The organism is Citrobacter sp. XY323 (genome assembly GCF_025106035.1).
GTDB classification, from domain to species: domain Bacteria; phylum Pseudomonadota; class Gammaproteobacteria; order Enterobacterales; family Enterobacteriaceae; genus Citrobacter; species Citrobacter braakii.
Window position 1 is genome coordinate 1 of sequence record NZ_JANYUK010000017.1, and the last position, 22,047, is coordinate 22,047.

Annotated in this window: 21 protein-coding genes and 1 pseudogene; 16 read left to right on the forward strand and 6 right to left on the reverse strand. The window is 47.8% G+C overall.

What is annotated here, in order from left to right:
- The 6 genes and pseudogenes from N0B36_RS21030 to N0B36_RS21055 form a co-directional block, all read left to right on the forward strand.
- Positions 1-531 (forward strand): host cell division inhibitor Icd-like protein (locus tag N0B36_RS21030; protein ID WP_259688933.1); only part of this gene is annotated, 531 nt, incomplete at its 5' end.
- The gene (locus tag N0B36_RS21035) at positions 528-755 is read left to right on the forward strand and encodes a hypothetical protein (protein WP_250011032.1); all 228 of its coding nucleotides are present in this window, start codon (positions 528-530) and stop codon (positions 753-755) included. The genes N0B36_RS21030 and N0B36_RS21035, both read left to right, overlap by 4 nt.
- Positions 752-1,072: a DUF5375 domain-containing protein gene (locus N0B36_RS21040; protein WP_250011031.1), complete on the forward strand. Its 321-nt coding sequence runs from the start codon at positions 752-754 to the stop codon at positions 1,070-1,072. The genes N0B36_RS21035 and N0B36_RS21040 overlap by 4 nt, the downstream gene beginning before the upstream one ends.
- Positions 1,073-1,086: 14 nt before the next feature.
- Positions 1,087-3,420, forward strand: coding sequence for a primase-helicase zinc-binding domain-containing protein (locus tag N0B36_RS21045; RefSeq protein WP_259688934.1), 2,334 nt, complete (start codon positions 1,087-1,089; stop codon positions 3,418-3,420).
- 379 nt (positions 3,421-3,799) lie between these two features.
- On the forward strand, positions 3,800-4,498 hold the full coding sequence (locus N0B36_RS21050; RefSeq protein ID WP_057069023.1) for a hypothetical protein: 699 nt from the start codon (positions 3,800-3,802) through the stop codon (positions 4,496-4,498).
- A gap of 199 nt (positions 4,499-4,697) precedes the next feature.
- A pseudogene (locus tag N0B36_RS21055) lies at positions 4,698-5,177 on the forward strand (DUF6680 family protein); the annotation flags it as partial.
- Position 5,178: 1 nt separating this feature from the next.
- On the opposite strand, the gene N0B36_RS21060 reads toward N0B36_RS21055, so the two are convergent.
- A complete protein-coding gene (locus tag N0B36_RS21060; protein ID WP_003844491.1) occupies positions 5,179-5,370 on the reverse strand; it encodes a toxin-antitoxin system HicB family antitoxin in 192 nt (63 codons plus the stop codon).
- A gap of 137 nt (positions 5,371-5,507) precedes the next feature.
- Here N0B36_RS21060 and N0B36_RS21065 point away from each other — a divergent pair, with 137 nt between their 5' ends.
- The 3 genes from N0B36_RS21065 to N0B36_RS21075 all read left to right on the forward strand — a co-directional run bounded on the left by N0B36_RS21065 (position 5,508) and on the right by N0B36_RS21075 (position 6,538).
- On the forward strand, positions 5,508-5,798 hold the full coding sequence (locus tag N0B36_RS21065) for a SymE family type I addiction module toxin (RefSeq protein WP_181221036.1): 291 nt from the start codon (positions 5,508-5,510) through the stop codon (positions 5,796-5,798).
- 173 nt (positions 5,799-5,971) lie between these two features.
- Positions 5,972-6,232: a type II toxin-antitoxin system Phd/YefM family antitoxin gene (locus tag N0B36_RS21070; RefSeq protein WP_131405441.1), complete on the forward strand. Its 261-nt coding sequence runs from the start codon at positions 5,972-5,974 to the stop codon at positions 6,230-6,232.
- A gap of 3 nt (positions 6,233-6,235) precedes the next feature.
- A complete protein-coding gene (locus tag N0B36_RS21075; RefSeq protein ID WP_131405442.1) occupies positions 6,236-6,538 on the forward strand; it encodes a type II toxin-antitoxin system RelE/ParE family toxin in 303 nt (100 codons plus the stop codon).
- Between the two features lie 106 nt (positions 6,539-6,644).
- Here N0B36_RS21075 and misL read toward each other — a convergent pair whose 3' ends face one another.
- A complete protein-coding gene (gene misL, locus N0B36_RS21080; RefSeq protein ID WP_259688935.1) occupies positions 6,645-9,485 on the reverse strand; it encodes an intestinal colonization autotransporter adhesin MisL in 2,841 nt (946 codons plus the stop codon).
- Between the two features lie 75 nt (positions 9,486-9,560).
- Positions 9,561-10,178: a helix-turn-helix transcriptional regulator gene (locus tag N0B36_RS21085; RefSeq protein WP_046276006.1), complete on the reverse strand. Its 618-nt coding sequence runs from the start codon at positions 10,176-10,178 to the stop codon at positions 9,561-9,563.
- 577 nt (positions 10,179-10,755) lie between these two features.
- Here N0B36_RS21085 and N0B36_RS21090 point away from each other — a divergent pair.
- The 3 genes from N0B36_RS21090 to N0B36_RS21100 all read left to right on the forward strand — a co-directional run bounded on the left by N0B36_RS21090 (position 10,756) and on the right by N0B36_RS21100 (position 13,830).
- On the forward strand, positions 10,756-11,529 hold the full coding sequence (locus N0B36_RS21090) for a winged helix-turn-helix domain-containing protein (protein WP_049282829.1): 774 nt from the start codon (positions 10,756-10,758) through the stop codon (positions 11,527-11,529).
- On the forward strand, positions 11,526-11,990 hold the full coding sequence (locus N0B36_RS21095; protein WP_016155024.1) for a hypothetical protein: 465 nt from the start codon (positions 11,526-11,528) through the stop codon (positions 11,988-11,990). The genes N0B36_RS21090 and N0B36_RS21095 overlap by 4 nt, the downstream gene beginning before the upstream one ends.
- A gap of 343 nt (positions 11,991-12,333) precedes the next feature.
- Entirely contained in the window at positions 12,334-13,830 is a 1,497-nt protein-coding gene (locus N0B36_RS21100) for a C69 family dipeptidase (protein ID WP_259688936.1), read from the forward strand.
- A gap of 62 nt (positions 13,831-13,892) precedes the next feature.
- Here the strand turns inward: N0B36_RS21100 and N0B36_RS21105 are convergent, their stop codons facing one another.
- Positions 13,893-14,555, reverse strand: coding sequence for a LuxR C-terminal-related transcriptional regulator (locus N0B36_RS21105; protein WP_259688937.1), 663 nt, complete (start codon positions 14,553-14,555; stop codon positions 13,893-13,895).
- A gap of 481 nt (positions 14,556-15,036) precedes the next feature.
- Here N0B36_RS21105 and N0B36_RS21110 point away from each other — a divergent pair, with 481 nt between their 5' ends.
- Genes N0B36_RS21110 through N0B36_RS21125 form a run of 4 tightly spaced genes read left to right on the forward strand, consistent with a single transcriptional unit; the run spans position 15,037 to position 19,803 of the window.
- Complete coding sequence (locus N0B36_RS21110; protein ID WP_046274747.1) at positions 15,037-15,618, forward strand: fimbrial protein; 582 nt, start codon at positions 15,037-15,039, stop codon at positions 15,616-15,618.
- Between the two features lie 54 nt (positions 15,619-15,672).
- Positions 15,673-16,377 carry a molecular chaperone gene (locus N0B36_RS21115; protein WP_141875745.1) on the forward strand — a complete coding sequence of 235 codons (705 nt, stop codon included), beginning with the start codon at positions 15,673-15,675 and terminating at the stop codon, positions 16,375-16,377.
- 25 nt (positions 16,378-16,402) lie between these two features.
- Entirely contained in the window at positions 16,403-18,865 is a 2,463-nt protein-coding gene (locus N0B36_RS21120; protein WP_259688938.1) for a fimbria/pilus outer membrane usher protein, read from the forward strand.
- Positions 18,856-19,803, forward strand: a complete 948-nt coding sequence (locus N0B36_RS21125; protein WP_103767040.1) for a fimbrial protein — start codon at positions 18,856-18,858, stop codon at positions 19,801-19,803. The genes N0B36_RS21120 and N0B36_RS21125 overlap by 10 nt, the downstream gene beginning before the upstream one ends.
- A 60-nt stretch (positions 19,804-19,863) precedes the next feature.
- On the opposite strand, the gene N0B36_RS21130 is transcribed toward N0B36_RS21125, so the two are convergent.
- Together N0B36_RS21130 and N0B36_RS21135 are read right to left on the reverse strand one after the other, a co-directional pair.
- Entirely contained in the window at positions 19,864-20,700 is an 837-nt protein-coding gene (locus tag N0B36_RS21130) for a helix-turn-helix domain-containing protein (RefSeq protein WP_046275320.1), read from the reverse strand.
- 355 nt (positions 20,701-21,055) lie between these two features.
- Positions 21,056-21,961: a LysR family transcriptional regulator gene (locus N0B36_RS21135; protein ID WP_103767041.1), complete on the reverse strand. Its 906-nt coding sequence runs from the start codon at positions 21,959-21,961 to the stop codon at positions 21,056-21,058.
- Between the last annotated feature and the right edge of the window lie 86 nt (positions 21,962-22,047).

Below are 22,047 nucleotides of genomic sequence, written 5' to 3' on the forward strand. Positions count from 1 at the left end.
ACAGCCCCTTTTTCTGGCTTGCTTCTTTTCGCCGTTTCCAGGTATAGTTTTCCCGCTGTCGCAAAATCGGCAGCCGGGCGTAGGAACCCGAGTTACTCAATGGCGACACCGGACGCGCCATGCGTCTTTTTTTACGTCGTTGCTCAGGCACACCCATTTTTCGGGCTGTGGTGTTTACACCTTAGCCCCTGTCAGATAATGGTGATCCGGGCGGGGCAGCCTTCGGGCTGGCCGGTATTCATTGAGGCCGGTATTCCTACCCCCGTTCGGGTCACCACCCATGAGCGTAGGAACTCCGGTGGTGGCAATAACCGCTACTCAATGGAGGTTGCCACTATGGCTACGACCCTCACCCCGTCACACCCGCAGTTTGTCTTTGTGTTTGCCGCCGTTCGTCGCGCAGACCGTAAACCCCGTATTTGCATGCTCCGTACCGTTGCCGGTGATGAACACGCTGCACGTCGTTCCCTCGTTCGCGATTACGTCCTCTCGTTCGCTGGCCGCCTGCCGGTTGCGGAGGTGCGCGCATGAGACACACCACCATTACTGCCCGTGACCTCGAATGTCTGGAGCATATGCGCAATGTCGGCCAGCTCGTTGGCGACCTGATGCAGGTGCAGGACTGCGCCACCGTTCGTCGTGACCCTGCGCAGCAGTTACAGCTCACCTCCGTGATTTACCTCATGACCGCCCATCTCGACGGCGTGGTCGAACGCTGCAATCAGCAGTGGCTGACCGGGGAGGGCAACGTATGAAAAAGCCATTACCGCCTGTATTACGCGCCGCACTCTATCGTCGCGCCGTGGCCTGTGCATGGCTGACCCTGTGCGAACGCCAGCACCGCTACCCGCAACTCACCCTCGACGCGCTGGAAAGCGCCATTGCCGCCGAGCTGGAGGGCTTCTACCTGCGCCAGCACGGCGAGGAAAAAGGCCGCCAGATTGCCTGTGCGTTACTGGAGGATTTAATGGAAGCCGGACCACTCAAAGCCACGCCGTCGCTGTCCTTTCTCGGGCTGGCCGTGATGGATGAGCTTTGCGCCCGTCATATCACGTCGCCGGTACTGCACTGAGGGAGAAAACAACGATGAAAATGAACGTAACAGAAACGGTAAAACAGGCATGTGGCCACTGGCCGAACATTCTCCCGGCGCTGGGTTTGAAGGTGATTAAAAACCGCCATCAGTCCTGCCCGGTATGTGGCGGCTCTGACCGTTTCCGCTTTGACGATAAAGAAGGGCGCGGGACGTGGTTCTGCAATCAGTGTGGCGCAGGTGACGGGCTTAAGCTGGTAGAGAAAGTGTTTGGCGTGACCCCGTCAGTGGCTGCCGGAAAGGTGAACGCCGTGACCGGCAACCTGCCGCCGGTTGCCCCGGAAGTGATTGCGGCCGCAGAGGCTGAAACCGATGCCGACCACAAGGCAGCGGCCGCGCTGGCGGTCAGGCTCATGGAGAAAATCCGACCGGCCACCGGCAACGCCTACCTCACCCGCAAGGGTTTCCCCGCTCAGGGATGTCTGACGCTCACCGTCATGCATAAAACCGGCGGCGTGACGTTCCGCACCGGGGATGTGGTTGTCCCGCTGTATGACGATACCGGCGCACTGGTTAACCTTCAGTTTATCAATGCTGACGGTCTCAAACGCACCCTGAAAGGCGGGCAGGTCAAAGGGGCATGTCATGTCATCGAAGGGAAAAAACAGGCCGGAAAACGCCTGTGGATTGCAGAGGGGTATGCGACCGCGCTCACAGTACATCACCTGACCGGGGAAACCGTCATGGTGGCGCTGTCCTCCGTAAACCTCCTTTCTCTGGCGAGCCTTGCCCGTCACAAATACCCGGCCTGTCAGATTGTCCTCGCCGCCGACCGTGACCTTAACGGCGACGGCCAGAGTAAAGCCGCTGCGGCCGCAGATGCCTGTGAGGGCATTGTAGCCCTGCCACCAGTGTTCGGTGACTGGAATGACGCATTTGAACAAAAAGGCGAGGATGCGACACGCAAAGCCATTTATGACGCCATCAGGCCACCGGCGCAAAGTCCGTTCGATACCATGAGCGAGGCAGAATTTACCGCCATGAGCGCCAGCGACAAGGCTTTGCGGGTGCATGAGCATTACGGCGAAGCGCTGGCGGTGGATGCGAACGGCCAGCTCCTGTCCCGCTATGAAAACGGCATCTGGAAAAATATCCCTGCCGCCACTTTTTCACGGAATGTGGCTGATTTATTCCAGCGCTTACGCGCCCCGTTCTCGTCGGGGAAAATTGCCTCGGTGGTGGAGACCCTGAAACTGATTATTCCGCAGCAGGATACACCGGCGCGTCGTCTGATTGGCTTTCGCAACGGGGTACTCGATACCCAAAGCGGCGTATTCAGCCCGCACCACAAATCGCACTGGCTGCGCACGTTGTGCGATGTGGATTTCACCCCGCCGGTGGAGGGGGAAACGCTGGAGACGCACGCGCCGAACTTCTGGCGCTGGCTCGACCGTGCAGCCGGTAAAAATCCACAAAAGCGCGAGGTGATACTCGCTGCGCTGTTTATGGTGCTGGCGAACCGTTACGACTGGCAGCTCTTTCTCGAAGTCACCGGTCCCGGCGGGAGCGGCAAAAGTATTCTGGCCGAAATCGCGACCCTGCTCGCCGGGGAAGATAACGCCACATCAGCCGATATCGACACGCTGGAAGACCCGCGCAAGCGTGCCTCCCTGATTGGCTTCTCGCTTATCCGTCTGCCAGACCAGGAAAAATGGAGCGGTGACGGCGCAGGGCTTAAGGCCATCACTGGCGGCGATGCGGTCTCGGTTGACCCGAAATATCAGAACCCCTACTCAACACATATTCCGGCGGTCATTCTGGCGGTCAACAATAACCCGATGCGCTTCACCGACCGCAGCGGCGGTGTGTCGCGCCGCCGGGTGATTATTCACTTCCCGGAACAGATTGCCCCGGAGGAACGCGACCCGCAGCTCAGGGATAAAATTGCGCGCGAGCTGGCCGTCATTGTGCGCCAGCTTATGCAGAAATTCAGCGACCCGATGACTGCACGCGCACTGCTCCAGTCGCAGCAGAACTCCGACGAGGCACTCAGCATTAAGCGCGATGCTGACCCGACGTTTGATTTTTGCGGCTATCTGGAAATGCTTCCGCAGACCAACGGGATGTTTATGGGGAATGCCAGCATCATCCCGCGTAATTACCGTAAATATCTCTATCACGCGTATCTGGCCTATATGGAGGCCAACGGATACAGGAACGTGCTCAGCCTGAAAATGTTCGGGCTGGGGCTGCCCATGATGCTGAAAGAGTACGGCCTGAATTATGAAAAGCGGCACACAAAGCAGGGGATACAAACCAACCTGTCGCTGAAAGAGGAAAGCTACGGCGACTGGCTGCCGAAGTGCGACGACCCCGCAGCAACATAACCTAACTCAGACCGGCAACAGCCGGTCTTTTCCTTTCAGGCCATTGCCACAAGGTGAACAATCCACTGTTCACCCTTCACCGAATATTCACCCTGTATCGCCATGAAATTATTAATAAAAAACCAGAGGTGAACAGTGTGAACAGTAAAACCTGAAAAAACTTTTTATCCCTCCACCACATCGCCTGACCGGGCGCATCCAGAGCGAGAAAAAATCACAAAGGTGAAGAGTCGACTGTTCACTCTTCACCAACTCATCACCATTTATCTTTATGATTTAAAATAGAAAATACGCATGGTGAACAGTGTGAACAGTTAAATGCAAAAAAAGTTTTTTTGCGTATGATGTCGGTATGAGACTTCACAAGAGAATTTGAATAATGGATAAGACTAGAGACTTTATTCTTGGAGGGCTTTCTCGCTATGGCTTGGCTGATTTGCCCGGCAGACCTTACGATTCTGCTTTTGAATTAATAGCCTCCCCACCTATACGCAAACGCCTCATTGTGATGGGCTTCAATGGTTCGTCGGCTGATTCCCATATGACCAACAGCCAGTCTATTATTCAGGATCATTCAAAGCCTCTTGTCTCGAATGTCCATTTAGGGACGCAAGGGGAATGGGGAATTACTCACCTAGCTAAGCGACTACAACAGCTACCTATCAGCCTCGGTTACAGATGGGAAGACGTAGTATTTACGAATGCTCTAATGATGTGCTCAACCAATGCCTCAGCACTCAAACAGGAAGCGAGTCGACACAAACTAACTGTCCAACAACTCGTAAATTACTCAACAAGATTTTTTGAGAATGTCACAATCCCTCTGTGTAAGCCTGAAATGATTATCGCTTATAGCAACAGTCTACAATCCCTTTCAGCAGCAAATATTTTGCTAAAACACTTCGGTGATCCAAGCACTCTCATCTATACGCAGCAAAAGGGTTATTACACAACTTTCGCTTTCTCAGCCGTACTAAATGATGTGAAAATCCCTGTAATATGTGTCCGTCATATGTCTAGATTTAAACCTTCAGAAGAGTTAATTGAAACAGCTCTAGAGATGATGAAGGGACTTTAGCTTTATCCGTCAGATTGAACCATACACTTGGAACAATGTGTATAGCAATGTGTATAATAAAAACAACACATTAAAATAAAATCCAATAAAAACATAAAGTTATATCAAAAAAAGAACTCCTGTGATCTTCCGCCAAAATTCTCATATCATCCTCAAAGATTTTATTTCGTTTCAATTTTCATAATCTTCAGATAAAAGAAACATAAAAGTTAATATATTCACCGCGCTAATGGCAACAAGATCGGCCGCAGCTCGCCTTTCCAATGAGCATGTTAGAGCGCTGAATATGATCGACTTAGCATTCTATGGTGATATAAAAGGAAGTATAAACAAAAGAACAAAATCCGAGAAAAAAGTCCTTGATGCCTGGAAAGAATATTTCACTCATTTATGTACTCACTGTCCAGAAAGTGAGAGTGGTAACACGATGTGGAATCAAACTAGCGATAGACTATTTGTGAATTTACTTTCTGTTATGGCTGAAGATATAGGCTACGATTTTGATCGAGTTTATTTTCAGAACGCTATTTATATACCTGTAGCTCACGGACAAATGAATTTAGATAATCAAAAAATTCGTAAAGGCCTAGCTTCAATTTTCTCTGGTGAAACAGCATTAAAAATGGATGTAGTTTCTTTTCCCGAATCTTCTGACGCTCAAAATTCTCAATTGAACTAGCCTACATTTCTGGCTCAATACCTAATTTACGTAATTCATTTCTCCCCAAGGTTTTGAGCCAATTCCCCAAACTCATCCCTTCTGCTTTTGCAGCAGCCTCGAACTGCGCCTTTAACTCAGGCGTGATACGAATCTGAAAAGTTGGAGCCTTTCCGGATTTGGACTGATTTGGGTCGCGTTTAGCCGTTGACATGTACGTACCTACAAGCGCAAGATATCACCAATCAGGTACGTACCTTTCTTATCTGACGACCTGACTTATAAACGCCCTCGCCCGGTATTCGCAGTACCCGACGAGAGCTAACCTCACCAACTATCAAGGAGTTGATTATGGCTGATTCGCATTCTACCCCAGATAGCGACCAATCCGGAACCGAACGTTCGTTAATTGTGGGATACCGACCGAATGTTTTCGACAAATCCACACCCAAAATTATCCTTTCAGGCAAGTGGCTCCGCGCGGCGGGGTTTGATACCGGGCAACAGATTAGCGTAAAAGTGATGAACGGTTGCATCGTCCTGATAGTCTATGGCGAGCAGGAGCAACGATTGCAGGATGAGCTAAAAGAGGCAAATCAGAAGTTGAATAGAATTGGGAGCACGCTGGCGACTCTTCAGTAACGTATAACTGAACCTGTAAGCGTTACTTATAGGTTTACCAGGTGCCGGATGGCGCTAACGCTTATCCGGCCTACTTTCACCATACCCTCTGTCTGACCGCTCCTCATAGTGACCACCAGAAAAATATCGACTATAATGAATGAATCGAACGATTCATGCGAAATGGTGACAATATGCATACTCTTACGGCAAATGAAGCCAAAACCCAGTTTGGCGATATGCTACTTAAAGCGCAGCGAGAACCTGTGCAAATTAATCGTAACGGTAAGCCTGTTGCAGTTGTCGTTTCCATTGAGGACTATGCACAAATGGAAGCCATGAAGCTCCAGTTACTGAAAGCCAAAATTCAGCGTGCTCAAAACGATATTCATGTCGGCAATACTGTTGATGGTGATGCATTTTTTGATGAGTTGATGGATCAACACAAAGGATAAAAAGTGAGTTACAAACTTACTGGGGAAGCACAGCGCGATATTATTGAAATCCGTGATTACACATCAAGAAATTGGGGCGCTAAACAGTCCAGGGATTATCTAAGGAAATTACAAATAGTGCTCTCTCAGTTAGCTGAAATGCCAGGAATGGGGCAACATCGCATTGATGATTTTGGTGCAGATGTTTACAGTTTTCCTTATGTTAGTCATATGATTTACTACTGTGCACAAGACACAAATATTGTTGTATTGGCAGTCTTACACCAAAGCCGAGTACCAACAAGACATCTGGGACAACGTTTGTAACTCACCACCTTATTTGCCGGATGGCGCTAACGCTTATCCGGCATCCCCCCACAAAAAATAAAGCCGCTGACCCATTAATCAGCGGCTTTTCCATTACTGCATTACATCAGAAGTTATATTTCACGCCCAGCATACCCCGAGTATCGCTGTAACCTTTATCGCCGACCTGTTGGGCCACGTTGCTCCACACGTTGAGCCGCGGAGTGATTTGGCCTTCAACACCGACTTTCAGCTCGCCAATGTTCTTGGTGCCACGCATGTCGTTGCTCACATCATCCATCTTCACGCGAGTCGTCTGCGTGTTGTGGATCCAGTTGGCTTCAACAAACGGCTGGAACTCACGAGATTTACCGTCGTCGATGGCGTTGTGACCGTTGATAAAGGCTTTTACCCCCAGACGGGTCATCATGTTGCCATCGGTGTTGTCCTTCACGCGGGTGCCGTTCGCTTCGCGGTGGCTGTCGGCCTGCACGTCCATCCACACCACCTGAGCTTTCGGTTGCAGCCAATAGCTGTTGCGCTCGTTTTCACCCAGTTTGAAGCTGTAACCGGCTTCAACAGAAGCGGTGATCCCGCTGGATTTATATTTCTCCGTCGCCTGCTCCTGACCCATCACCTTGTTATCAAACCAGTTGTACAGCATCCAGGTGTCTACGTAAGTGCCGGTCTTGTCAGCGTCATTGGCATACCAGGTGCCGTACAGTCCCACGCTGTAACCGGTGACCTGACCACGTGAATGGTAGCCGGTCAGACTGGACTGCGTGCGGTTCTGGCTGTTGGCATAACCAGCCATCGCACCGAGGTGCCAGCGGTCGAGGCCGTCGCTGCTCCACTGCGCCAGGTCACCGCCTAACTGCAGGACATAGCTGTTGCTTTGGGTTTTCAACTGTCCGCTACCGTCTTTGAAGCGGGTATGTGCCCCGACGTTACGCATCCACAGACTGGTGACTTTTTTCTCGCCCGTCAGCATATCGACGTACTGCGTTTCCCCTAGACGATCGTGGAGTCGGGTCATGAACAGCGTGTTAGCAGCGTAGTTGTTCGCCAGATAACTGCCTGCTTCCGGGCGGTACTGCTGCTCAGTGACAGGGGGCGCAACAGGTTCTTCCGGCTCAGGGATAATCGGGTCGACAGGATCGACCGGGTCCGGGTCAACAGGACCTGGGTCAATAGGGTCAACCGGGTCCGGGTCAACGGGATCTGGGTCAATAGGGTCAACCGGGTCCGGATCGACGGGGTCCGGCTCTTCCGGATCCGGCGGAGCAGGAATAAAGCTGGTCAGATACCAGTTGCTGCCCTTTTGCACCACGTTATAGTCGTACGCACCGGCAACAATACGGCCCGCTTTCTCAAAAGTACCGTCAGAATTACCGGCCACTTCGATGATCTCAATTCCCTCAACGGTTTGCGCCCCGGTTCCGCCAATATTGTTCACTGCCACAAATGCGTTACCCGCGGTGTTGCCGAGCACTTTCAGCTTGTCGGTTTCGGAGGCATCGTCATTCAGGACGGTATTGAAAACGAGTTTTCCGCCGTTGCCGGTAAAATCTTCATTGATAGTAAGCGTCTGCCACGGTTCGCCGTCAGCATGCCCAAAGTTCACCACTGACCCGCCGTTCAGCGTCAGGTCGGTGAGCGTTGAGCTGTTGGTCATGTTCCAGGTCGCATCGCTCATTTGCAGCGAGATAACCCCCGTCCCGGCAGTGGCGCTGGTGACGTATGACGCCCCACTCCACAACGAGTTGTCGGTCATATTGAGGTTGATGGTACTGTTTTGCTGCGGCTGGGTGTTGTTTGCGGCAGTAGCACCGGCGGCGTGAAGATCGCCGTCGATAAGGAAACGCCCGCCAGCAGAACCGTCGACGATACCGCCCGTTTCTGTACTGATGGCATAACTTTCATTGCTGTGATTGCCCGCCATGGTAATGGCGGCGCCACCTGCCAGGTTTATCGTACCGCGTGAAATCGCATACAGGCCGCGTGGCGCTTTGCTGTATGACGCCGCTTTCGCCGAATTGTTGACGTTGATCGTTGCGTTTTCGCCGAGATTCACGGTTGCATTAGTGGAATAAACCGCATGTGCGCTGGCTCCGCTCACCGAAATAGTGGCGTTATTGCCCAGTTCCGTTTTGGAAGATGAGGCGGCATAAATCCCCGTCGAGGAAGCACCCGACGTCTCGATGGTGGCGTCATTGCCAAGGCGGATTGAGGACCCGCTCTGCCCGGTGCGGAGACCTTCTGAGCTGCTACCGGTCGTCACAATGTGTGCCCGGTCGCCGACGATAATCGTATTTTTAGCCAGCGTTTCGTCTCTCATCGCGTTTGCCGTGATGCCACGCCCCTGATTACCGGTGGTTTGAATATACAGATCGTCGCCGACGTAAATGTTGGCCGAGCCTTTCCAACCCTGCCCACCATTATAGGCGTTGTAACCGGCGTTAATACCATCACCATCCTGGCCGTCCACATAAATACTGGTGCGATCCCCGGTGATAATAAAGACTGGGTTATCCGGCGTATTAGCCCCGTGCGTGCGGATACCGTCAACATCTTTACCATTATTAGCGGCATTCTTTGACTGTGTGCGAATCGTCAGGTCGTCACCGAAAATAACGCCCGGGCTACCCGTCGCGCTGTTCTGAATAACGGTAATGGTGTGTTCGAAGGCTTCGCCTCCTGGCCCATTCAGCGTTAATCCATGACCATAAACGGGAATGGTACCGGCACTCCACTGATAAACATAATTCGGCGTAGCGCTGGTTTTTTCGAAACTGGCATTCGCTTGTGCAGGAAATAAAGCCTGCAACTCCGGCGAAAGACTGCTCACCAATCCACTGGCAGGAAGACTATCAATATCAATCCAGGCCGCGTGGGTTGAAAATACCATTGACGTTAACGCGGTTGATACCGCTATCGCAATGCGTGAGTAATGCTTAGGTTTTTTCATAATAGCCTCCTGCTTTCGGGCGTAGGGCGTCCACCACATCGCAAAGATGTGAAAATAGTAAAAATCAAAAATGCGTTATAAAATATTCGACAGTATTTGATGAATGCTATGGCCTAATTTATCTTCAAGCCTGAGCTTGTAGACATATATTTTCTTAATATCTATATTATCTATTTTGGTAATTTGCTGAATACTTTTCCCTGACACAAATCGCTTCAGTAATATCATTTCTGTATAGTTGAGTGAGCGTCCGCGTTTACTGTTCGCAAGGTGGCCGGTAAATAATCGGCGAATTTTCTGATGCTGAACTTCATCATCATCATCGGAATATATAATCCCTTGTATTTTATTGCTTTTCGACAGCCAGTAGTTGGCTAACGGCGCGAGATTCCTGTCCGCTATCAACACAATATACATACCGCTGTAGGCCAGCCGGTCAACCCATTGCGGATCGGCGAACAGGCGCAGGTTTGGGAAGGAAAAGTCCACAAAAATAAACCCACGCGACAAATGATTTTGATTATTAAGGAGAAGTTTTTCAATAATTCCTTTTTGCAGAAAACTATTTCCCTCTGGCCAGATCGCAAAAGTGGCTCGGTGACAGTAGCTGGCGCGTACCACAGTATCCGGAAATAATTGACAGGATAATTCACAGCTTATGCAACGAACACTCTGTGATGGTGATCTCTTCATCAAAAATGACTCCTGTTATTTTTCCATAAATATTTCATTGGTAAATAAATGTGTCAATCCGACACGTATGACATTCCTTGTCAGTTAATAACAGTGACACTTAAAAAATGTAATAAACTCCTGATACGCTATTATGTATAGGCTGTAAGCAATGCGATTGCGCTAAGCTTTTTTCTGCTTTATCTCAGAATAACAGTCTGGGTATTAGGAATTTTATGCATAAATCCAAATCCCAGAATAAAAATTAAAAAAGCACTATTTGCTAAAAATTAACCAATGAAAGGGGCTCTTATTAATTACACAATTCTGATAACTCAATCCCCCTTGAAGTGCTGTTGATAAATATAATGAGAATTCAGATAAAACTGTAATGAATTCTCATTATTTAACATTAGTTAATACTTACCTAAGAACCTACACACGTAACGCATTGTATTTAAAGTGTTTTTAATCCTTAAGTGAAATTCTTATCTTCGATCACGTACAAAGAGTGAGGCATATTCACGATTTGGATGTAAAATTTAAGGTATGTGTAGGCACACGCGGTGATACGTTATAGTTACTGAGGGCTGGGCAATTGTACCTTATCAATCAGTTGGTCGAATTTAATCCTGACAGCAAAAGTCTGGTCAATCGTCAGACCGGGCGCGCAATACAACTTCAGCTCCCAGCTTCGCTTTGCTTTCTCTATTTAATTACTCACGCAAGTGACATTGTTTCGCAGAACACATTGATAAAAGTGGGTTGGGGTGAGAGAAATAATGTGACCACAACCAACACATTTTACCAGGCTATTCTGACGCTACGTAACGCGCTGGCGGATGTGGGTCTGCCACGTGATACGGTGAAAACTATTTCACGACGCGGACTCAGATTAAATGAAAATACGCAGGTAGAGGCGATAACGCATCCTCAGAGTGAAGTTTTCCAGTCACCGCTAATAGAGGAATACGCGCCCCCAAAGATAATTCCTCCCGCGGCACAACAAACGACGCGGGTCCCCTGGTGGAATATTATATTTAGCGCTGGCATCGTTATTGCCACATTGATTATCTGGCTGGTGTGGTATCAGACACGTCCTGTTATGCCGTTTAGTAAATTCATTTCTGTTTCTATGCAGGTCCCATCTCGGCAAAACTGTAAAATTTATTACTCACTGAATGATCACGATCAGGAAAATTATTTCAATCTGATGCAACTGCACCCTTCTCTCTGTGAAAACAACAAGCATGTTTTCCTTTCCGGCTACCGTAAAGCGGAGAGGATCGTGGCATTTGTTTGTGATAAAGATGCACGGGTAGATGCGCACGCGTTTTGTACTACCCATTATTACTGGATGCGCGGGCAATGAAAAAAATACACCACCTTATTTTAATCGTAATCGGCGTGGCGACATTGCTCGGCTCAGGCGGATGGCTATGGCATTCACGCTATGCCGAAAAGCAGCTAAATTGCGTTGGAAATGTCGAATGGAATATTGGCAGCAACCGCTTTGCTGGTACGGTTTCATTTCGGATGTACAAAGATGCAGGGCTAGCGACCATTACCGGAAAACTGTACGGACGTAATACCTCAGACATTAGCAGGAACATCTATTTCAGTTATACCCGGCAGCACGAAGCCCGAGTGCTACAGGCAATGCAGGTGGTCAAAACCTTCGCTGATAGCGCCGATGAAGCTGATATTAACAACACATTACCCGGATTTTACCGTCAAAGCGGACGAAACCTGAGCCTGGTTATGGAGGAGTATAAGGGCGCATGGATTTTTGCCAGCTCAAATGTCCCCTCGCTGTATTGCCGCAAAAGGTAACGTCATATCCGGATACAAAAAGCACGCCCCCTTCAATAGAATTCATATTTGCCATCATCGACTTACGCGACATGGGTCACTGAATCCACTCATATCCCATTGCTATTCTTCATCCCGAATCAGGAAACATCCTGAATACCACGATATCCATTGCGCAATAATTAAGCGAAATGGGCGTTTTATTTTGCCCAGAAGACTTCAACCTACGGATGGATATTTGGAGAAGACGTGGACAGGGGCGTTTATCTCTCTCGCGAGCAATGTCTGAGCGTTCAGGCGTTATCGCATTTCAGGAAACGGTGTGTTTCCGGTGTATTTTTGGCGTACATATGAGGGATACGTAATGTTTACTTTTAAAAAGTGCCTGATTGCACTTTCTATAAATTTGGCCGTTGTTTCATCAGGTTTTGCTTGTACGACCCTATTGGTCGGTAATGAAGCATCAGCGGACGGCTCCATGCTGGTAGCCCGTAGCGCTGACAGCGATGCCCTGAAAGCGCAGCATTTTGTCATTCATCCGGCCAAGCAGAATCAGACCGGGATATACAGCACCAAAGCACATAATGGCGCGAATGACTTTACCTGGCCGCTACCCAAAAACTCTCTGCGTTATACCACCGTTCCAAACTGGAAAACCCAACTGCACGGCGCGACCGGATTTAACGAATTGGGCGTTGGCGTGAGCGGTACAGAATCTATTTTTGCCTCAGTAAAAGCGCTGGCTGCCGACCCCTATGTCGAGGATAAAGGGATCACCGAAGATGATATCCCGGATATTCTGTTGTCCCAGAGCAAAACCGCGCGTGAAGCCGTGGCGCTACTGGGTCATATCGTTGAGACCGTCGGCGCTGGGGAAGGTTTTGGCGTGGCCGTCGTCGACGATAACGAAATCTGGTACCTGGAAACCGGTAGCGGTCACCAGTGGATGGCGCAGCGCCTGCCGAATAACCAGTATTTTGCCACCGGTAATCAGGGCCGCTTACAGGATTACGACCCTAAAAACCCGGACATGATGGCGTCAAAAAACCTGATTCAATTTGCGACCGAAAAAGGTCTGTACGAACCGGCAAAAGATGGCAAATTCAACTTCTCCAAAGCCTATACCCGTGATGATGAGCGTGACCGCACGTATAACGATCCTCGCGTATGGACCATCCAGAAAGAGTTCAATCCTTCCGTAAATCAGGATATGGCCAAAGGGCGCGAATTCCCGGTGTTCATGACGCCAGAGAAGAAGATGACGCTGGATGATGTGAAGGCCGTGCTGCGTAACCATTACGAAGGCACCAGCCATGACCCGTACACCAACGGTCTGAACGGCAAAGAGCCATGGCGTCCGGTTAGCGTCTTCCGCACCTATGAAGCGCACGTGATGCAGGTCCGTCCGTGGTTGCCAAAAGAGATTGGTGAAACGACCTACATTGGTCTGGGTATGGCCGACCTCACCGCGTTTGTTCCGTACTACAGCGGCCTGAAAGCGTATCCGGCAAACTATACGATGGGCACCGATAAAGCGGACGATCAGTCCATTTACTGGAAATACCGTAAGTTACAGACGCTGACGATGACCGATTATCCGAAGCTCGCGCCAATCGTAAAAAAAGCCTACAAAGCATGGGAAGATAAAGTGGCGAAGGAGCAAAAAGAGGTCGAAGCAAAATATCTGAAGATGGCAAAAACCGATAAACCTGCCGCAGATAAGATGCTCAATGACTTTAACTTGCGCATCATGGCCGATGCCGAGAAGCTGACGGAAGATCTGACTAATCAGCTCTTTACCATCCGCACTAAAGACATTCAGTCTGATATCTTCTTTGCAAACGCTGCGAAAAAAGACTGAGTAACGGCACGATGACATGCTGGCGCAAAGTAAGCTTCAAAACTTTGCGCCAGTAGTACGGCTTACATTTCCTTCCGCGGCAGTTGATCGACAGCCAGGCTTCTTAGATGCAAATTGGCCCAGCAGGCTGCCTGTGTTCGGTTATTCACAGATATCTTTTTAAATATATTATAAACATGCGTTCTCACTGTATTTTCACTAATAAAAAATGCGTTAGCAATTTCTACATTAGACGCACCTTTCGACAACTCAGTTAAAATTTCATATTCTCTTTCGGTTAAAATTCCGTAGTCACTATCTGATGGCGTGAGGTTTGCATACTCTGGCGGCGGTGACAGTGAGCGTGGTGGACGGGAGGTTTTAAGCCCCTCTTTAAGGAGTTCTAACAAATATTCTGTAGAGCAATTATTTGGTACGATCGACTCAAAATTTGGCCATAGCATACTCTCATAGAGTGGGAGCGACCGCAGGCAGTTAATAATATAAACGCGCAAACTATATGCACTGTCATTGAGTAATTTTGACCAGACATTTTTTAATTTACGGCTTGATGCCTGTATATCATAGAGGATGATACTTCCCTCAACGATAAATGACATGTCTGGTCTGCTAATGTTAACAAAATCAACCAAGATATTGTTTTGCTTATTGAGATAATCCAGCAAGAGTTGCGTCTGTATTGATTGGTTGCTAATGAGTATTATCTTACTGTCCATGTTAAGCATATCTAGCCTTCATTCAAATGATGATTGACAATATTCCTTATCGTTATTGCATGCCAAGCCAATAACAAGTCACTACTTAAGATTAAAGATAATCTGATTGAATTATAAGAATTTAGCTAATTGTGCAATTCGATCATTCGCTTTTTCCGAGCGCAGGATTCGATTTTTCTTTATAGCATTGAAAGAAGTATCACAATACAAACATAACATATTGTATTCCAAGTGTTTTTATTTCACCTTAGAGTTGAGTACTATCTCAATCACAATCTGCTTATAGATAATAATAATTCATTAATATTCATAGTTAATGATCATTATTAATATTATAGGATGAGTGAAATACGTCCAATCTACGATGTACAACAATAATTTATCTAACATAATTGATAGCGGGCGACAGCCTTACAGGGCGCAAGAAAAAAGGAGCCCAGACAATGTTACTGATAATAGGGACGATCTATCTCTAAATGAGGAGTACATTATGAGTAAACTATCCATTATAAGTTTAATTAGCTGTGCCATCGCAATTCCTTCCGCTATGGCAGATTTTGGACATGGCCCCAACAGGGATCAAAAAGGCGTTGTTAATTTTTCCGGTCATGTTTATTCCAATTCGTGCATAATTGAAGCCGGTGATAAAGATAAACAGGTAAAATTAAACCCAGTTCTCAATACATTAGTTAGCAAATTACATGCAACGCAACTCCAGCAATTCAGTATTAAAGTGAAGGGTTGTTATATTAATGAAAAAATAGTTCCCAAATTAGCCTGGAATGTTAATTCCCCTCTAACTCACGATGGATATCTCAAAAATACGACAAGGGGTGGAGCCCAAAACGTAGCGCTAGTCCTTAAGGATAATCGTGAAAAAAATATTAACCTGAGGAATAAGAATGACCGATTTGAACCTGAGAAAGATTATCTCCTACATGGCAATGATAGCCCGACTTTAACTTATAAATTCAGCGTGGGTTACATTATACCACGTGAAAATAGTGGTTCATCATATGTTCAACCGGGACCGGTAAGCGCTCAGGCAAACTATAGCATTACTTATCTCTAAATACACAATGCTATAGCTGCCTTGCGCTATAGCATTTATTTTAATAGAGGCTTCATGAAAATTTTCATTTATTTATTAGCTCTATTTGCTCTCTCTACCGCACATGCAAATAATATCATTGTCAATGGCACCCGATTTATTTACTCTGAAGATTCCGCAGAGATCACGATACAAATGACGAATACGGGAAACTATCCATCGTTGGCCCAGGTATGGTTGGATGAGGGAAATCCAGAAAAGTTACCGGAAGAAATTTCCACTCCATTTATTATTTCTCCACCCATTGCCCGCGTTGACGCAGGCAATGGGCAATCACTCAGAATAAAAAAAGCCGTTGATAAAAATATTGTCGCCACCGACCGTGAGTCTATGTGGTGGCTTAACATACTGGATATTCCTTCCGTGGATAAGAATAGCGTCACGAACAATTCAGCTGTGCTCAATTTAGCCATTCGCTCACGCTTTAAGTTTTTCTGGCGACCCAGTGGGTTAGGTGACCGTCAAAACGCGGAAAATAAGATAAAAATTATTGCTAACCAACGTGACATAACGCTGGTAAACCCCACCCCCTTCTTCATCACGGTTGCGGATATTGTGACGTCATCAGGCCATGGACTCATAAACGAAGGGGTCATGGTCGCCCCGAAAAGCAGAACGACTATCAATGCAAAACAACAAGTCAGCCAGGGTGAATCGGTTGTTTTACAAGCAATCAGCGATTACGGCGGAATTGTGGAACACAAAACAACCATTAATTAATAAAAAGGGATAAAAGGAATTAGTAATGGGTTTATGTAAAAGGATCCTCACCATACCCTGTTTCATTTTTTTTCATGGTTCATTATTTTCCGTTGGAGCTCACGCAGAAGACAGCACTCGCTACGAGTTCGATAACGCCATCTTAATGGGCAATGCTTCACTTAACGATTTGCAGTCCTTTAATGCCGCAGGCTTATTGCCTGGGACATATATCGTAGATATTTATATTAATGATAACTGGCGTGGACGTCGTGAACTCTTATTCAAAAAAGATAATCACGGCGATTTAGTTAGCTGTTATTCAGAAGCATTTCTCAAAGGCGTGGGCATTAACCCAGAAAAAATGAATCAAACGTTGGCCGCTCACCCTTCACGCTGCGGCAGCATTGCCGATTGGGACACCAGCGGGAAAGCAACGGAGAGACTCAACACCAGCCAGCTTGAGCTGCGCATCACCATCCCGCAGGCTTATGTTGATAATATCGAAAACAATTATGTCCAACCTGAACTCTGGCAACCAGGGGCGCCGGCGATTAATTTCAGCTATAACGCCGATTATTACAGCACCCAGCAACGTGGTAACGATCGTTCAAGTACGGACAGCGCCTGGGTGGGAATGGATATCCGAAGCTCTGCTGGAGGGTGGCTAATTGAACATTTTGGTAGCCAAAATTGGGACAGCAAAATAGGTAGCCATTACGCCAATAATCGCACGACGCTAAAACGGCCCATCACTCGTTGGAAATCCATGTTAAGCGCTGGCAAGTTCTATACTGACAGCCAGATGTTCGACAGTATGGCTATTCTCGGAGTGGGATTGGCTTCTGAGGATTTAATGCGCCCGGATAGCACGCTGAACTGGGCGCCGATTATTCGCGGCGTAGCTGAGACCAACGCCCGTATTACCGTCACCCAGGATGGTCAAACCATTCATCAGTCCTCGGTTCCGGCTGGGCCATTCTCGATTGATTCCGTGTTGCCCGCGAATACTGGCGGCGAGTTGCTGGTCACGATTCAGGAATCAGACGGGCGTATCCGCCGCTTTACCGTTCCATACTCTTCGGTACCACAGCTACTAAAACCCGGCATTTCGCGCTATGGCATCACTCTCGGCACCGTCGATGAAGATAATTATGATGAAGATCCGTTTTTAGCCCAGGCCTACTGGCAGTATGGCCTGAACAACTATTTAACGTTGTATACCGGCGCCTCTGGATTCGAGCGCTATCAGTCAGCCCTCATCGGTAGCGGTCTGAACACCCAACTCGGCGCATTCGCCCTTGATATCACCCAATCGCGCCTGAAGCTTGAGGACAATCGTCAACAAGGACAACAGTATCGTCTGACATGGAATAGCACCCTACCCTGGTCGGCAACCGCGCTCTGGCTGGAAGCAAAATACAGTTCACATCACTTTTACGGTCAACGCGATGCGCTGGATGCCCTGGATGCACAGGCATTCGTCAGCCAATATTTCTCGTCACGCGAGAAGCAGTCGTTTAGCGCCAGTATTAATCAGCCGTTATCCGATACCTGGGGCTCATTCTATTTATCCGGCTCTCTTAAGAAGTTCTGGGATCAGCAGGATAATTATCGCCAGTATGCCGTGGGATACACCAATGCCTGGGGCAACCTGACCTGGAGTATATCCGCCCAGCGTTTCTGGAATGAGGATCAACAGGGTTCGGTCACCAAAGATGACCAAATCATGCTCTCATTCAGCTATTTCCTGCCCCGGGATAACGCCGGTTTTACGCAGATCTCCTCTGATAGCTACAGCAATAACGGCAAAGCCAGCAATACACGCCTCGGCTTCACGACCTCGACTGATGAGGAAAACAATATCGTTTGGGGGGTCAATACCGGCTATCTCCGCGGCGGTAGTGTGGAATGGGGAGCAAACGGCATGGTGCGTACGCCTTATACCTCGCTGAACGGGACGTGGAGTCAGAGTAACTCATGGCATCAGGTAAGCGGTGGAATGAGTGGCATGCTGGTTGGGCACGCGGGGGGAATAACCTTCTCGCCAGAGCGCTCAGATACCGTCGCGCTGGTCTATGCGCCTGATGCGCATGGCGCTCATCTTGAAGGCGTACCTGGAACCCGCTTCGATAAAAATGGCTACGCCATTCTGCCCTGGCTTCGTCCGTGGCGCGTGAATGACGTTACTATCGATCCAAAAGGTTCAACTGAAGGTCTGAACTTTACTAAAACCCAGGCCAAGATTGCGCCTTACGAAGGTAATGTCATTCCAGTCACCTTTGAAACGACGCTCAGAAAACAGAACATTATTTATCCCCGCCTGCAGGGTCAGCAGAGAATGCCATTCGGTGCCATCATCCGCGACAATGCCAATAATCATGTCGGCTACGTCGGACAAGGCGGTGCGCTTTATATTGATGAAACCACCTCACCAGAAGTGTTCGTTTCACTGGAAACAGGGAAATGCACGATCGTGTTAAAAAACCAGGAGGCCACATGTCGGTAATACGTACCGCTTTAATTCTGGGCTGTGCCTTGGGCATTCATCAGACAGCCAGTGCTGCATGTACCCTGACCACACAAAAGTTTATTTTGTCGCCGGAAATCGTTAACGATAAGCAATCAATCCAGTCAGGGGGAGTTATTCAGACGCGCACGCTTTCGCTACAGAATATTCAGGCGTCAGGCTGTACTAACAACCAGCCTTTTTTCGCACAGATTATTGGCGATCGGTCCGCAATGAAACAACCCGGTATTATACGCAGCAATGTGAGTGGGATTGGCATTAAAGTCACCCTGGAAACCTCAACCGGACAAACGATCCAGTGGCCATCAACTTTCAGAGCGACGGCAGATGAATTCAGGAACAGCAAAATAAAGATTGAGCTGATCAAACTGGATGATCAGCTTGCGGCAGGAGCCGCTGCGGGTTCCATCAACCTGCAAATCAGAAGTGAGGCTCAATCGTTGCCCGTGGTGGATATCATTGTGCCGGCAAAATATATCACGATGCTCAACCGTTCATGCGCAATCAAAGGTAACCGCTCGATCAACGTCAAACTGCCCGATATAGCACTTGAGCAATTCAGAGGCTATGGAAGCACTGCGGGAAGAAAACCATTTACTATCGACCTTCTCTGTAAAAGTGATTTTACGACGCCTTCCCGGGTTATTCTAAGCTGGAGCGACACAGATAATGGTCACCGCAGTATTATCGGTGTACTAAAGAATATCCACCCCAAAGGCGCTGCTGGCATCGGCATTCAGGTGTTAGATCAACAACAACAGCCTGTTAAATTCAATACACCTTCATATATCAATTTAGCGCCTCAAGATAAAGGTAATCATTCCATCCCGTTTTATGCTCAGTATTATCAAACAGCTAACAATGTCAGTCCCGGCATTGTACGTTCAGTTTTGTATTTCAATGCTGAGTACCAATAATTAATCCTAATTTAGGCGTACTGCGAGGTCTTTGCTCCACGCAAGTGGAGCTTTTTTACATTACACATCTATCGGAATGTAATGTTCACAGGTGATTATTTTATTTTTAAGATCCTCTTGGTTATAATGGAATATTTCAATATCATAGCCTGCCTTTCTTTTTAATTTACTCTCCGGCAACATCTTAAAATAAATATATCTTGAATAGAGTGGATAGTCCTCTTTCTTGAATCTGAATGAAAAACAGGCATACGTTCCCGAAGGACACTCATAACGATTATAGGCATTGGGCGAATGATGACTTTTATTACCAATGATGCTTTTAACTTTCAACCGCATCATTGAGTTTGGATTAGACGAGAAATCAGTTAATGCCCACACATTTTGTTTTGAACTGGTAAGTTGCTCAAATATTAGATTTAATCGATGCAGATGTGAGTCACTGGCAGGCGGGATTGGTGTGTCATAATTGTACTGAAATCCATGCACGGTATCAGCAGGTAAGGTACGTAGTTGCAATTCGCCGACAACAATATCACTGCGCAGTACAAACGACATTAACGGCGAAAGATCCCAACTGGGATTTTTACGGTATTCTGTGGGGGTATAACCGGTTAGTTTTTTAAATTCACGGCAGAAAGATTGCTGAGAATCGAATCCTACCCGCACTGAAATATCGATAATATCCATATGAGTAAGGCGTAACAAGCTTGCTGCTTTGGTTATCCGTCGCCTACGAATATAAAGCCCCACAGGCATATTTATTCGCTGCTTTAAAATATTCTGTATATGTCTGCGACTGTATCCGGAAAACTGTGAAATGTCATCAATACCAATGCCTGAAACAAAATTATCTTCTATATAATACAATACATCATTTATAGTCTTTGACTTCAATGGCCCTCTCCTACCCCAATAAATAACGTAATAACAAAAAGCATCAATGCGTTTAACAATCAGGCAAAGAAATAGGTATGTATCGGGGCTATTATGTTTTATATCGTAGCGGAAGGTATCTCGTCAAATACCTTTTAATAAATATACAAGTCATTAAATCATCGACCAAAAAATTCTTAAAATAAATATTATAAACACTGCATTAATTTAAGAAATAATATTTATCGAAGAAACTATACTCAATGAAACAATTATCACTAACTGATCGGCGTTCCGATCAGATTAATGCCAGCAACAGAGATTAGCTATTATTTATGCGTATGGCTATCGAATAATATTCCTGCGATTGAACACCTCACGGTGAAATGCCCAATGTGTCACACCGCGCCTTCACGGCGTCATGCAGCAGACGGACAGCCGTTGAAAGCTGCTTACGATGTGGGCAAATCATATTTAGCGGGGCTTTCTCGCCCAGGTAATCAGGCATCAGTAGCTGCAATCGTCCATCACGCACATCCTCGCTGACATCCAGCCACGACTTGTACGCGATGCCTTCTCCGGCAATCGCCAGCCGTCGGATTACTTCAGCATCGTCGCTCATAATGGTGCCGTTTACCTGCACACTGCTAACCTCGCCGTTATGCGTAAACGTCCAGCGATCGTGCAGGCGTCCGCGTAAGACGAAGGTCATGGCGTTGAGCTGTGTTAAATCATCCGGAGTTTGCGGCGCGCCGTTTTGCACAACCCATTCCGGTGATGCCACCAGCACGCGTCGGTTACCCGGTGCGACAGGCAGCGCAATGTAAGATGCGTCTTCGGTGTTGCCATAACGAAACGCAACATCGACGGGGTCTTTAAAGACATCCGTCACCTGGTCGGAGAAAAAAATCCGCAGGCGCAGCGCGGGATAGCGGCGTCGAAACGACTGAAAGACCGGCAGCAGTAGGTTCCGACCGAGATCGGAAGGTACGGCGATTTGCAGCGTGCCTGAAACTTCATCTTCCGGGGTCTGAATTTTTTGCAGTCCGGCATGCATCACGTCCAGCATCTGGCGGGCATAGGGTAGCCAGACCTCACCTTCCGGCGTCAGGCGCAGACTGCGCGTGGAGCGGGCGAACAAGCGGATAGCCAGCGTAGATTCCAGGCGCTTAATAGCAGAACTGACCTGAGCAGGCTGAACGCCGACTTCGCGTGCGGCATCGCTAAAACTATTTAGCGCCGCGGCGCGGACAAACAACGTGAGATCTTCAAGCCGGAACATTTTCACTCCCCGAGTATAAGTCCTGTCGCCGAAGGGCTATTTTTCCCGTTCTGCTACCGGTTTACCATCGAATTATTCAACAGATA